The organism is Agathobaculum sp. TL06 (assembly GCF_054658635.1).
This window is the reverse complement of sequence record NZ_BAAGGY010000002.1, coordinates 92,705-106,559: the sequence shown is the minus strand read 5'-3', so window position 1 is coordinate 106,559 and position 13,855 is coordinate 92,705. Positions and strand designations below refer to the sequence as shown.

General features: G+C 48.1%; 11 protein-coding genes and 1 pseudogene. 9 read left to right on the top strand and 3 right to left on the bottom strand.

Translation table 11 applies throughout. From position 1 onward, the window contains the following. Positions 1–26 precede the first annotated feature (26 nt). From ACYQ3S_RS01625 to ACYQ3S_RS01615, 3 genes and pseudogenes are all read right to left on the bottom strand, one after another. On the bottom strand, positions 27–929 hold the full coding sequence (locus ACYQ3S_RS01625) for a LysR family transcriptional regulator (protein ID WP_459687024.1): 903 nt from the start codon (positions 927–929) through the stop codon (positions 27–29). 1,053 nt (positions 930–1,982) lie between these two features. Next, on the bottom strand, positions 1,983–2,270 hold the full coding sequence (locus tag ACYQ3S_RS01620; RefSeq protein WP_459687023.1) for a DUF4491 family protein: 288 nt from the start codon (positions 2,268–2,270) through the stop codon (positions 1,983–1,985). A 58-nt stretch (positions 2,271–2,328) separates the two neighbouring features. Continuing rightward, positions 2,329–2,946: pseudogene (locus ACYQ3S_RS01615) on the bottom strand (ABC transporter ATP-binding protein); the annotation flags it as partial. Positions 2,947–2,983: 37 nt separating this feature from the next. On the opposite strand from ACYQ3S_RS01615, the gene ACYQ3S_RS01610 reads away from it, so the two are divergent. The 9 genes from ACYQ3S_RS01610 to ACYQ3S_RS01570 all read left to right on the top strand — a co-directional run bounded on the left by ACYQ3S_RS01610 (position 2,984) and on the right by ACYQ3S_RS01570 (position 13,852). Further along, complete coding sequence (locus ACYQ3S_RS01610; RefSeq protein ID WP_459687022.1) at positions 2,984–3,274, top strand: transposase; 291 nt, start codon at positions 2,984–2,986, stop codon at positions 3,272–3,274. Then, complete coding sequence (locus tag ACYQ3S_RS01605) at positions 3,271–4,170, top strand: IS3 family transposase (RefSeq protein ID WP_459687021.1); 900 nt, start codon at positions 3,271–3,273, stop codon at positions 4,168–4,170. The genes ACYQ3S_RS01610 and ACYQ3S_RS01605 overlap by 4 nt, the downstream gene beginning before the upstream one ends. Positions 4,171–4,866: 696 nt before the next feature. After that, positions 4,867–5,451 carry a restriction endonuclease subunit S gene (locus ACYQ3S_RS01600; RefSeq protein WP_459687020.1) on the top strand — a complete coding sequence of 195 codons (585 nt, stop codon included), beginning with the start codon at positions 4,867–4,869 and terminating at the stop codon, positions 5,449–5,451. 2 nt (positions 5,452–5,453) lie between these two features. After that, positions 5,454–6,983 carry a type I restriction-modification system subunit M gene (locus ACYQ3S_RS01595; protein ID WP_459687019.1) on the top strand — a complete coding sequence of 510 codons (1,530 nt, stop codon included), beginning with the start codon at positions 5,454–5,456 and terminating at the stop codon, positions 6,981–6,983. After that, positions 6,980–7,996: a virulence RhuM family protein gene (locus ACYQ3S_RS01590; protein ID WP_459687018.1), complete on the top strand. Its 1,017-nt coding sequence runs from the start codon at positions 6,980–6,982 to the stop codon at positions 7,994–7,996. Before ACYQ3S_RS01595 ends, ACYQ3S_RS01590 begins: the two co-directional genes overlap by 4 nt. Before the next feature lie 11 nt (positions 7,997–8,007). Then, the gene (locus tag ACYQ3S_RS01585) at positions 8,008–8,724 is read left to right on the top strand and encodes a hypothetical protein (RefSeq protein ID WP_459687017.1); all 717 of its coding nucleotides are present in this window, start codon (positions 8,008–8,010) and stop codon (positions 8,722–8,724) included. 12 nt (positions 8,725–8,736) lie between these two features. Further along, complete coding sequence (locus ACYQ3S_RS01580) at positions 8,737–10,044, top strand: restriction endonuclease subunit S (RefSeq protein WP_459687016.1); 1,308 nt, start codon at positions 8,737–8,739, stop codon at positions 10,042–10,044. Positions 10,045–10,216: 172 nt separating this feature from the next. Continuing rightward, complete coding sequence (locus ACYQ3S_RS01575) at positions 10,217–10,699, top strand: DUF4145 domain-containing protein (RefSeq protein WP_459687015.1); 483 nt, start codon at positions 10,217–10,219, stop codon at positions 10,697–10,699. A gap of 63 nt (positions 10,700–10,762) precedes the next feature. Further along, complete coding sequence (locus ACYQ3S_RS01570) at positions 10,763–13,852, top strand: type I restriction endonuclease subunit R (protein WP_459687014.1); 3,090 nt, start codon at positions 10,763–10,765, stop codon at positions 13,850–13,852. Positions 13,853–13,855 lie beyond the last annotated feature (3 nt).

Sequence of the window (13,855 nt, the reverse complement as noted above, 5' to 3'; positions counted from 1 at the left end):
GATAGGCATAACCAAATGTTATACCCTCACAGCATTTCCCTAAACCGATCCACTAGCCAGCGTGCCTGAGGGGAGAGGGAGCGTTCGGGGGTTCGGACATAGCCGATCTGAAGAAACGGTTCACAGCCGTTGACAGCCAAAGGTTTGATGTCATATTGCTCATAGGGCTTATACATGAAGTTAAGGCCCAAATTACACACATCCGTGTGGAGCAGAAAATTAGTGACCGCATGGTCGCTGTTACTGTATATCACATGTTTCATAACATGGGGGTCGATAGCGCCCATACTTACTGTTTCAAGATGATGCTCCATGGAAAAGAAATCCCGCACCCCTCGCATGAATTTCAAATTGGGCAGATCGGAAAAATTCACACTGTCTGCATGGTAGAGAGGGTGGTTAGGGCCGACGTAGACACAAATGCTCTTTTCACATAAAGGAACAAATTCCAGTTTCTTGTGAGAAAGAATATGCTGGAAAGTAGCGACCTGCTTACGTGCCACATAGACGATCCCGATCTCAGAGATCCCTTGGTGTACATGATCGGTGATCTCCTCTACCGTACCCTCGTGGTGTTCGATATGAATGGCGCTGCCCCACGTTTGATAAAAGTCTACCAACAAGCGCGCTATCATGTTGCTGGGATAGGTGGACAGGTTCAGACTGTCCTGTTCGTCAGGAACCGCCAAGGAGGAGATCGTGGCTGCCGTTTTCAAGATGGTCTGAGCATGTTCCAGAACGGTTTTTCCATAGGGAGTGGGCTGTACGCCTTTTGCGTTCCGGATCAGGAGCGGACGCCCCAATTCGTGTTCCAAAGCGCGTATCGTTTTGCTGATATTCGGCTGTGTCATGTACATACAGGACGCGGCTTGTGAAAAGCTTCCTCTTTCGCAAGCAGTCACAAAAATCTCTAATTGCTTAATATCCATGGCTACCTCTCTCTGTCTGCAGTTAGCTTAGTCTAACTTAAATATACTATTTTTTTCTGCTGTGAGCAAGTGTTACCACATTTTTGTTTGTTTTACTGAGCCTTTGGCAGAGGTAGCTTGTTGCTGTGCTCTATGCATTTAAGCTGGAAAGATCCCGCCATTTCAAGGTGCCTTTCGCCTGACGGCAGAGAGGCAGGCTGTAAAATATCGAAATGCTTCCATAACTCAAATGGGGGAGCCACTAAACCAGAGGCTCCCCCATTTGGGCGTTTATGATGGTGTCACGGAAACAAGGGTCTGTAGCCTTGCGCGTACACGGCTTGGATAAAAGCCGGCGTTCATTTTATGATGCAGTTTGTAAATGCTACTGGAACCCTCCACCCACCTGCTGTCAAGGGGGAGAGTCGACAAGCGCGTGGAGCACCCTCATCGAGAACGCATGTTCAGGCCGCTGGGCAAGCAAATAGAACACACCGAACTCCATAGGTGTCAGCTCTATGGAGTTGCCATGCCCAAATATTTGACAACGCGCGGCGCCGATATGCGAAGCATTGCAGCGCAGCGTGGCAGAGGGGATATCCGTACATATGACCAGCCCGGATCCCCTGTGAGCGGCATGATCTTCTCCGCGGTTTCTCGTCATCCTCAGCAGGCGAGCATGTAAGCAGTTTTTTCGCTATATCACTCTGTAGATTAGGTCGGCAGAACACTTTCTATTTGCCAAGCAGCCTGATTTTTGAAAACTGTTATCGCGGGCTGCCTTGCGGCAGGCATCCTGTTCGGTGAGCCTCGGCTCCATTTTTGCGACTACAAGCAAGTGGGAAAATGGGTGCATGCAGATGCCGCGCGCACCACATCGGTCAAACGAAGAAAGCAGTCTTTCGCTATGAGACGGGGTCCTCGCTCGTTCGATATGACCGCCGTATGGCGCACGCTGGGAGCAACCTTCCTGTGCATGGCCGTATCCACAGGATCGCGCCATGCTTTTTCTGGCGCACGAGCACTGTCTCCAGAAGGCGTCTCACTAGACTATAGGGCCTTGATGTTTTTGCGTTAAGTTCGTTTGGGATTTTTGGGAAACCATCCCCGCTCTACCCGCTGCGCCTGTTCTTTCAGTTCCCGGATGCTCCAGAGAAAAGCCACGCCCACAAGCCCCAAAAGGATAGCGGGCAATCCCTGTACAAACAGCGCCAAACCCAGGCAAATCAGGCCACACAGGAGAAACAGCGGCCAGATTTTTTGAGAAAAGTGGTATTCGCACCAAATCACCAGCGGATGAAAGGCCCCGATCACCAGCAGAGAGGCCGCTCCGACTACGATCCCTTCAAAATTCAATTCCATAGATATCACCTCCGCCTCCATTATATAGCAGAGCCTTGCGGACGGGCAAGCCACTCTATCAAGCCTCCAGCTTCCAGCTGTTGGCCTGGGCCCGGACATGGACGAAGTCGGCATACAGGCCCGGCTGGGCGATCAGCTCCTCGTGCGTGCCCCGCTGAACAATGTGTCCGCCATTGAGGACCAGGATCTGATCGGCATTGCGCACCGTTTTCAGCCGGTGGGCAATAAGGATCAGAGTTTTTCCCTTTGTGAGAGAGGAGATGGCGGTCTGGAGTTCCTCCTCATTCTCCGGGTCTACGCTGGCTGTGGCCTCGTCGAGAATAACAATGGGGGCATCCTTGAGCATGGCCCGGGCGATGGAGATACGCTGTTTCTCTCCCCCGGAAAGGGAGCCGCCGCCCTCGCCCAAAACCGTGTCGTAACCATCCGGCAGCGCCATAATGAAATCGTGGCAGCAGGCAGCTTTGGCGGCAGCCACCACCTGCTCATGGGTAGCGTCCGGGCGGCCAAACTTGATGTTGTTCTCCACGGTATCGTTGAAAAGATACACCGACTGGAACACCATGGAGATATTTTTCATCAAGCTGTCCAGCTTGTACTCCCGTACATCATGGTCGCCCACAGTGATCCTGCCGCGCTGGACATCCCAGAAGCGGGCGATAAGATTACATAAGGATATCTGATAAAAATAAGATATCGAAGGAGGGCTCAACATGGGACGAAGATACACAGAGGAGGAGCGGCGGGAGGCGCTGAAGCTGGCAGAGGAAATCGGCGGGGCGGCAGCAGCCCGGCGGCTTGGGATCAAAGAGGACACGCTCTACGGCTGGCGCAGCCGCCAGAAAGAGCAGCAGGCCGCGCTGGAGGAAGCCATTGCCGGTCGGAGCGAGGCCTACCTGCTGGCAGAAAATGCGCGGCTGCAGGCCCAACTGAAGCAGGCGCAGCAGGACGTGGAGATTCTGCAGGAGGCGCTGGGTTTTTTCGTCAAGCGCCGGAAACCGTGAGTCCCAACCGTAAGCACCGATTCATCCAGAGGTACCGCAGCCGCTGGAGCGTCGTCAGCATGTGCCGTGTGTTGGGGATCAGCGAGCAGGGATATTATCGGTTTCTCCGGCGGCCGGAAAAGGGGCGATATGACCAGATGCTATTGGAACAGATCTATGAATGTCTGCGGGAAGATACAGAAAACGGCGAAAATTACGGTGTACGACGCATTATTATGTGGCTGAGATTGCATAAAAACTACACTGGTGGGGACCGCAGGATTTATCGCATCTGTCGGGAACACCATTTGACCATCCAGCGGAGGCGCCGCTCCAACGGTATCACCAAAGTCGATCGCCAAGCAGAAAAGTCAGAAAACCTCATCAAACGGGACTTTACCGCAGAAAAACCAAACGAAAAGTTTCTCACAGACATCACAGAAATCCATTGCAAAGATGGAAAACTATACCTTGCGGCAATCTTGGACTGCTTTGACGGCAGCATTCAGGGCTTTGCCATGGCGGAACATACGCAGGCGGAGCTATGCGTGGAAGCCTTGGAGAACGCCTGCCGCGGCGCTGAGGTGCGCGGCTTGATTCTGCACTCCGACCGTGGCAGCCAGTTCACCAGCCGGCTGTTCCGCGCTGCGCTCCAGCGCCATGAGATCCGGCAGAGCATGAGCGGCACAGGCCGCTGCTACGACAACGCTAGAATGGAGAGCTTCTTTGCCACACTGAAGAAAGAAAAGCTCTATCCGGCAGACGCGACTTTGCTGAGCCGCGCCGTTGTCAGGAGTATGGTGTTCCGCTATATCCACTACTACAACCTTCGCAGGATCACCTCGGTCAATGGCGGCCTGCCGCCGTTGGTATACAGGAGAAAATACTTTGATGCAATTTCTCAGCCTGCCGCATGAGACGTGGCCGCTGGGGTAAATTCAAATCCTTGCATTTCACGACTAAACCATTCTTGACAACTCCATTTTGATATCGCGTTTAAAGCAGACGGTACGAATGCAGCACAGGCGGCCCGTATTGACGGTGTACGCCTCAGCGGCAAAATCGAGATGATTGAAAACTCCATTGCCGCAGAGGTGTCTTTCTCCATGAACAGTGCGAGCCCGCGGGAAAGGGTGTTCAGCGGCAGCGTTAGGAGTTCGAGGAGACTATCGACCTGATTGATAGCAGGATACCCAATCCGGAAAAGTATGTAACGGAGGTGCTGACGCTGAAAAGCTTACAGCAGGGGCTTCAACGCCAGATCGCTTCGAACAATCGAATGCTCAAGTTTGCAATCCTCCCATAAGCGTTATTTCGTGCCAAATATCTTTTCGTATTTTTGTAGGTGCCAGAAAATATTGGAATATCAGGCCTTTCCGGCATTTTATTTTTTGGAGAACTCAATTGCATTCTGGTGTATCAGGACTCCATAGAAGAAAAGAGCAAGATCGAGCCAATCGATATTATATGCATGACGCCACAATGTTATTTTTATATCATGACAAACTTGATGTTGACAAAATTGCTCGAATAGTATATGCTGAAATTAGCTTGCGAAAGCATTTTTTGGAAATTTATTGTTATTTATCACACATGACGGGCGGGATGGAAGGATGAAATTGCAGGATTTTGCGAGTGTTCGCAGTGGACTGGTCTTGTCGAGAAAACAGGCCAAAGAGCCAAGTGAGTATCGATACCCCTTGATTAATCTGCGATGTATCCAGCAGGAAGGGACAATTCAACTGAATGAGGCCGATATTTATGAAGCAAAACAACCGCTGAAGAAAGAATACCTTTCTCAACGGGGAGATATTGTGATTCGTCTTACCGCACCTTATACTGCAGTTTTGATTGATGATACCATATCTGGGATGGTGATATCTTCAAACTTCGTAGTGATTCGGATAGAAGATGAACGGCTGATACCAGAGTATCTTTTCTGGTTGCTGAACACTTCAAAAGTGAAGCGGAGTTTTTACGAGAATACGACCAGCAATATGCTTGGCGCAGTAAAAACAAAATTCTTGATGGACTTGGAGCTTACAGTCCTCCCAGTTGAGGATCAGCACAAAATCGCATGGTTAAATTTGCTTGCTAAAAAAGAGAGTCGACTGCTTAAAGAGTTAGCGGCAGAAAAAGAAAAGTTATATTCCGGTCTGCTGGATTATACGTACAAAAGAGCAAAGAGAGGAAAATAGAGATGACAACCAGAAAAGATATTGAGCAAGTCCTGTGGAACGCCTGTGACAGTTTTCGCGGCAAAATCGATAGTTCCCGTTATAAGGATTATATTCTCTCCATGCTGTTCGTGAAGTACCTCAGTGATGTTTCCAAAGAGAGACGTGAGGAGTGCATCAAACAGTATGACGGTGATATGCGCCGAGTGGAACGGGCTATGAGCCGTGAGCGCTTTGCAATGGACGAGCAGTCTACCTTTGGCTATCTCTATGCCAATCGGAACGATGCTGAAATCGGCCAGAAAATCAATGTAGCGCTGAATCATATCGAGGAGCACAACAGTGGAAAGCTGCGCAATGTATTCCGGGCCATCGACTTCAATTCTCAGGTAGACTTTGGTGAACCCAAAGAGAAGAACGCGACCCTGCGTAACCTGCTGGAGGATTTCAACGGGCTGGATCTGCGTCCCAGTCAACTGAGCTCTGCCGATATTATCGGAGATGCCTATGAGTATATGATTTCCATGTTCGCTTCTGATGCAGGAAAGAAAGGCGGGGAGTTTTTTACCCCCAGTCAGGTCTCCGAACTGGTGGCTTCTCTAATGCAGCCCAAAGAGAATGATCGGATCTATGATCCCACCTGCGGCAGCGGTGGTTTACTGTTGAAAGCCCATAAGAAAGTGCCCAGCGGAAAGGTAGCTATCTACGGGCAGGAACTCAATGCACAGACATGGGCGCTTTGCACCATGAATATGTTCTTGCACGGTGTGGATGACGCTCGAATCTGGCAAGGTGATACCCTATCCAATCCCCAGAATGTCGAGGATGATAATTTGATGAAGTTTCAGGTGGTAGTGGCAAATCCCCCTTTTAGTCTGGACAAGTGGGACAGCGGGTTCCTTTCGGAGGCCGAAGCGGACAGCAGGGGGAAAAAGAGAATGTCTGCTGAACTGGATCAATACCACCGTTTCGATTGGGGTGTGCCTCCCACCTCCAAAGGTGATTACGCCTTTGTGTTGCATATGCTCTCCAGTCTGGATGCGGAAAACGGCCGTATGGCGGTGGTGCTGCCTCATGGTGTCCTGTTCCGCGGGGCCAGCGAGGGTAAAATCCGCCGTCAACTGGTGGAGATGAATCTGCTGGATGCGGTCATCGGCCTTCCAGCCAACTTGTTTTACGGCACTGGAATCCCAGCCTGTATTATGGTGTTCAAGAAGAACCGCACTTGTCAGGATGTGCTGTTCATCGATGCTTCTGGGGATGGAAACTTCGAGAAGGGTAAGAACCAAAATGTCTTGCGGGACAGCGATATTGAACGCATTGTCGATACCTATCAATCGCGGCAGAATGAGGACAAGTTCAGCTATGTGGCCTCTTTCGATGAGATCAAGGAGAACGACTTCAATCTGAATATCCCCCGGTATGTGGATACCTTCGAGGAAGAAGAACTGGTGGATATTGATGAGGTGCAGCGTAATATTGCCAATATCGAGGCGGAACTGGCGAAAGTACAGACACAGATGAAGAAATATTTGGAGGAACTGGGACTATGAGTGGTGAACTGGCGAATGCTGGGAAAATGTTGATTTATCAAAACGAAAAGGGCGATACCAAGATAGATGTCTATTTTGAGGAAGATACGATCTGGATGACTCAGCGCTCCATGGCGGAACTCTATCAGGTAACTCCGCAGAACATCACTACGCACATTAAGCACATTTATGGTGATGGTGAATTAGAACAGGGGGCAACTTGTAAGAGTTACTTACAAGTTCAGACGGAAGGAAATCGTCAAATTCGCCGTGATACAAAATTCTACAATCTCGACATGATTCTGGCCGTTGGTTATCGGGTGCGGAGCAATGTGGGCATACACTTCCGTCGGTGGGCCAGCAGTATTCTGACCGAGTATATGAAGAAGGGCTTTGCCCTCAATGACGAGCGGCTGCGCAATCCCCGTGAATTCGGTGCCGACTACTTTGATGAATTGCTGGAGCGGATTCGAGATATCCGCGCCAGCGAGAAGCGGGTGTATCAGAAGGTCAAGGAGATTTTCGCCCTCTCGGTTGACTACGACAGCAAAAGCCAGATTGCCCAGAATTTCTTCAAGTCGGTGCAGAATAAGCTGGAATATGCCGCCACAGGCCACACTGCGCCAGAGATCATTGCTTCCCGTGCCGATGCCTCTAAGGATAATATGGGTCTCACCTCGTTCAAGGGGGCAAAGGTGCGCCGGGGCGATGTGACGGTAGCAAAAAACTACATGACCCACGAGGAGATCAGCACGCTGAATCTTATTGTGAATATGTATCTGGACTATGCGGAGTTGCAGGCCAAAGGACACCACCCCATGCACATGGCGGACTGGGAGAGCAAGCTGGGCGATTTCCTGCGCTTCAATGGCCGGGAGGTTTTGGAGAATTTCGGCACAGTCAAACGGGAAGTGGCGGAAAAGCTGGCACTGGAGCAATATGAGCAGTACGACGCTCACCGCCGGGCGCTGGAAGCGGCGGATGATATGGACGAGCTGACTGCGGATGTGAAGCGGCTGAAACGAAAAAGATAGGAAGGCTTTATGTGGGAGATATAAAATATAGTAAAAAAATAGTTATTAAGAGAAAGATTCTAAAAGAAGATGATATTCTCCGTATTGCAAAACTGGTTCACGAACAATTCCAGGAAGGAGATTATGAAGAAGAATACAACATTTTATTTGATGATCAGAGCAGTATTAGCAGTAAGAATAGCATAGATGTATTTAGAACTGACGAATTTAGGCGGAGGCGAAGTGAGCGCATCTGGCTGATGTATAGGTCAAAGGGATTGAATAATCAGATTGAGATAAAATTATATAATTCTTTCCTTACATTAGCAGATAGCACCGTGGAAATCAGCAGCAGAGATAAAGAATGGTATCACTCCATTTGCAATGAGATTTCGACCATTATAGATGAAGTGGAAAAACAAAAAATTAATATAACACTTGAGGTAAAATATTTTAGTGCAACAGTGATTGGCATTATCGAGGGATTATTGCTTTCCTTTTCTTTGAATAAGGTTTTCTTGGGTATGCTTACCGATTCTCAGTTTGCTTTAGTGGGCAGCATGTCCAGTGTTATATTTTTGTGGATAAACTTATATTTTTTGGGGCTGATAGAGAAGGCATATCCAAATATCGAGTTTGCATTTGGCCCTCTATATCTGAACAAGAGTCAGAAAATACGAAATAGTTTGGGAATTTTTGTTCCATTCCTAATTGATTTAGTGTTTTTCGGCTTGGGTTTTCTAGGTTAAGGGGGTGATGATATGAATCCAGAAATTAAACAGCGAATAGAGCAGATATGCTGCGGTGAGCAACCAGAGGGATATAAAAAGACAAAAGCAGGGATTCTCCCTGCTGATTGGGATGTGCATATGCTTGGAGAATGCCTTAGCCGTGTGGAGAAACCTGTAGAGGTTAAGCCTAACGAATTGTACACTCAAATCGGTATCCGTTCCCACGGGAAAGGCCTTTTCTATAAAGAACCAGTTACAGGCGCAGCACTGGGAAATAAGGCTGTTTTTTGGATTGAGCCAGACTGCTTTATAGTGAATATTGTTTTCGCATGGGAACAGGCAATCGGAAAGACCACACAATCTGAAGTAGGAATGATTGGATCTCACCGTTTTCCGATGTACCGTCCTATAAACGATAGAGCTGATATTGATTACCTGATTTCCTATTTTTTAACAAAGCGGGGAACCGATATTCTGGAGGCAGCATCTCCTGGAGGCGCAGGGCGAAACAAAACACTGGGACAAGATCGCTTTTTGAAAAGCAAAATCATACTTCCGCCCATTGAAGAACAACGAAAAATTGCCGCCATCCTCACCACCCAGGACAAGGTAATTGAACTGAAAGAAAAGTGCCTTGCCGAAAAGCAACGGCAGAAAAAGTATCTCATGCAGCAGTTATTGACCGGGAAAAAGCGCCTTCCGGGGTTTAGTGGACAATGGGAGATAAAAGGGTTTAATCAGGTTTTTACATTTGATGCCACAAACACATTTTCAAGAGAATGTATGTGCGAAGATAGTACAGGGGTAAAAAATATACATTATGGTGATATACTTGTAAGATATGGAGAAGTTCTCAAACTGTCTGAACAAGAAATACCGTCATTGCTTTCGGATATCGGTGCAAAAATTACCACCTTTGTTGATGATGGAGATGTTGTTATTGCTGATACCGCTGAAGATTTGACTGCTGGTAAAGTAGTTGAGGTACAGGAAACGCATGGGAAAAAGGTTGCAGCTGGACTGCATACTATGTTGTGTAAACCTATAAAAGGTTGTTTTGCGCCAGGGTGGTTAGGCTATTATATGAATTCTGAAACCTATCACAAGCAGCTTGTTCCATATATAGCTGGAGTTAAAGTAATGTCAATATCTAAAGGTAATATTGTGAAGACACATATATTGGTGCCGCCTATTGAGGAACAAACCGCTATTGTTAAAGTTTTTTCCACTACTGACCATGAAATTGACCTGCTCCAGCGGGACATTGAGCAAGAAAAACAAAAGAAAAAAGCCCTGATGCAACTATTGCTGACAGGAATAGTAAGGGTGAAGGTATGAAATGTCCGCATTGTGCAACCGGAGTATATATTGATTGGTACAAGGTCACCTTTCCGATTCCTTCCCCGGATGATGAAGATGATCGAGGCGGGTATACAATTCAATACGGTTTTTGTCCAGAATGTGAAAACTAATTATTAAATTGCAGCATGGTTCTGAAGTTGGCTATACCATGGAATATTGGATAGATGATATTGACGAAGATAGTGTGATTTATCCTCGCTACTCTGTAGGGAGAGTACTCGACCAGTATGTTCCTCTCAAATATGCGCAACTATTTCATGAAAGTGAAGAGGTTAATAACATCAGTCCCCGCGCCAGCGCGGCTCTTAGCCGATACTTATTGCAAATGCTCTTGCATGAAGAATTGCATATTCAAAAGAGAAACCTTGAAGATGAGATAAAGGAGTTAGAAAGCAGGAGCAATATTCCCGCTAATCTTATTACCATGCTCCAAGTTATGCGTAGAGTTGCAAATTTTGGTGCGCATCCGAAAAAGAGCACCAACAGCAACGAGATTGTGGAAGTAGAGACGGGCGAATCAGCTGTTATGCTTGATCTGTTAGAAGAAGTGTTTGACTATATTTTTGTTAAACCAAAACAACAGGAACTTTTTTTGAAAGGCATTGAAGAAAAGTATGGAATTAAGCCATAAGCGAGGCGGGATTTCCCGCTCCGCTATTCCTGCTTTTACTGATATTTCCGAAAGGAGGCAACCATGGACAAATCCTTGTACTTAGAAAAGAATATCAGCCAGCAGCCGGCCATTGCTCTGCTGCGATCCATGGGCTATACCTACATATCCCCGGAGGACTGCGAGGCGCAGAGAGGCAGCCGGTACCATGTGCTGCTGAAAGACATTCTCCGAGGCCAGCTGCGGCGGCTCAACCGCTATTCCTTCGCCGGTGCGGAAAACGAGTTCTCCGCCGCAAACATCGAGCGGGCTATGGAGGATCTGGACGAGCCCCTCACCGATGGCTTGGTGCGCACCAGTGAAAAAATCTATGACGCGCTGCTGCTGGGCAAAAGCTATCCAGAGACTGTAGGAGAGGGTAAAACCCTCAGTTTCAATCTGAAGTATATTGACTGGGAACATCCGGAGAACAACCTGTTCCATGTCACCGAGGAGTTTGCAGTAGACAGTCAGGACAAGATTCACAATGCCCGGCCGGATATCGTGCTGTTTATCAACGGTATCCCTTTCGCTGTCATTGAGTGTAAAACGCCCCAGATCAGCGTAGAACAGGCTGTGGAGCAGAATATCCGCAACCAGCAAAAGGAATATATTCCGCAGCTCTACAAGTTTGCCCAGATTGTAATGGCGACCAATAAAAACGCCGTGAAGTACGCCACCACCGGCACGCCCAAGAAATTTTGGAATATGTGGAAGGAGCAGGACACCGCTTTTCTGGAAGGGACACTGGCTCAGCATGTGACTGACCGCATCCCCACTGAGCAGGATCGGAATTTGATTTCTCTGTTCAGCAAAGAACGGGTCATGAAGCTGATCCGGTACTTTGTGCTCTTTGATGCCAATGTAAAGAAGATCTGCCGGTATCAGCAGTATTTCGCTATCAAAGAGATTATCAAGACCATTGGGCAGCCGGACGAAAAGGGCAACCGCCAAAGCGGCGTCATCTGGCATACTCAGGGAAGCGGCAAGAGCCTGACCATGGTTATGCTGGCAAAGTATATCTTAATGGAACTGTCCGATTGTAACCCGAAAGTAGTCATTGTCACTGATCGTAAGGAATTGGATCGCCAGATCGCTGCTACATTTGCGCACACCCGTCTCAATCCTGCTCGGGCCACCAGCGGACGGAATCTGGTGGAGCTGCTGAATAGCGGCAAGGCGGATGTGGTTACTACCATCATCAATAAGTTCAACACTGCTGAAAAAATGGCGAACAAGATTTTTTCACGGGATGTGTTCCTATTGGTGGATGAGAGCCACCGCTCCAACTATGGCCTGCTGGCCACCAAAATGAGAGCAGTGTTCCCCAATGCCTGCTACATCGGCTTTACCGGTACTCCTTTAATGAAAAAAGAGAAGAACACCATGGCGAAGTTCGGAAAGCTAATCCATAAATATACCATCAAGGACGGCGTGGAGGATGGAGCCATTGTGCCGCTCATTTACGAAGGTCGTTTTGTGGAACAGAATGTGGACGAGGCAAATATCGACCTCTGGTTCAAACAGACCACCAAACGGCTCGCGGAAGCGCAGCGGGATGACCTTTCTCGGAAATGGAGCAGTCTTCGCCGCCTGACCTCCACCGATGCCCGTATCAAGCGGATCGCTCTGGACATCAATGAGCACTTCATTGATGGGTACAAAGATACTGGCTTTAAGGCTATGCTGGCCACTAACTACAAGCGGGATGCGATTCGGTATCTGGAGTGTTTTGAGCAATTTGGGAATTTGAACTGTGCCGTGGTGATCTCACCGCCTGATCTCCGGGAAAGTGTAGACGATATAGACGAGGGTGCCGACGATAAGGTCATTGCCTACTGGAATAAAATGATGAACCGCTACGGTGACGCAGATACCTACGAAGAGGCGATGAAGAACCAGTTCTGCACAGGGGACATCGATATTCTTGTCGTGTGCAGTAAGCTGCTCACTGGCTTTGACGCCCCCATCTGCCAAGTGCTCTACATCGACAAAGAGTTGAAAGAACACGGCCTGCTCCAGGCTATTGCCCGCACCAATCGTCTGTATGAAGGCAAGGACTATGGCCTTATTGTGGACTACCGTGGACTGATTGAAAAGCTGGATACTGCTATGGATCTGTACAGCGGTGCCGGGCTGGAGAACTTTGACAGCGGAGACCTAAAGGGGGTTGTGGTGGATGTTATGTCCTCTGTGGCTGACCTGCGGGAAGCCTATACCCGGCTGACAGAATTATTTGCACACTTGAAAAATTCACGCGACACTGAAGAAGTGGAAGTGTTTCTTGCTGACGATAAGAAGCGAGAGAACTTTTATAATCTCCTCTGTGCTTTTGGCAAAGCGTTAAATATGGTGCTGAATGCGGAACAGGCATATGCAGCCGTTCCGAAAGATGAATTGAAGCGGTATCAAAACACGTTTATCTTTTTCTCCAAGGTGCGCCGCAGCGTGAAAACCCGTTACTGTGATGCCATTGATAACCGGGAATATGAGCCGCTGATGCAAAATCTTCTGGATACACACCTCTCGGTAGCTGGTCTGAAGCAAATTACCAGCTCCATCGATATTCTGAACAAGGATGACTTTGAACGCGAATTAGAGGAATTAGGTTCGCTCCGTGCAAAGGCAGATGCCATTACCAGCAAATTGACCCGTAGCATCAGCGAAAAGTATCAGGAGAATCCTGCCTATTATGACAGTTTCTCCAAGCGAATCAAAGAAGCGTTGGAGCAATACAAGGAAAAGGTGATTTCCGAGGCAGAATATCTGGCAAAGATGCGTACCATCATGGAAGACTATCGCGCTGGAAAAAGCACTGTGACCTATCCGGAATCCATTAAGAATAATGTCCATGCTCAGGCGTTTTACGGCGTTCTGTCTGCGGTGTTCGACGAAGCAAAGGAAGCGGAAGTTTATCCTGATTTTGCTGCAGAGGTTGCGGAAGAGATTACAAAAATTGTGGCCAACCACAGTCAAGTGGATTGGACCAACAACAAAACAATTCACGACCGAATCTCGCAGGATATTGATGACCTTTTTTATGACTACGAGAAAGAACGGGGATTAAAACTGTCTTTTGACACCATTGATAAGATCATCGAAAATGTCAAAACAGTAGCACTTCGGAGATTTTGACAG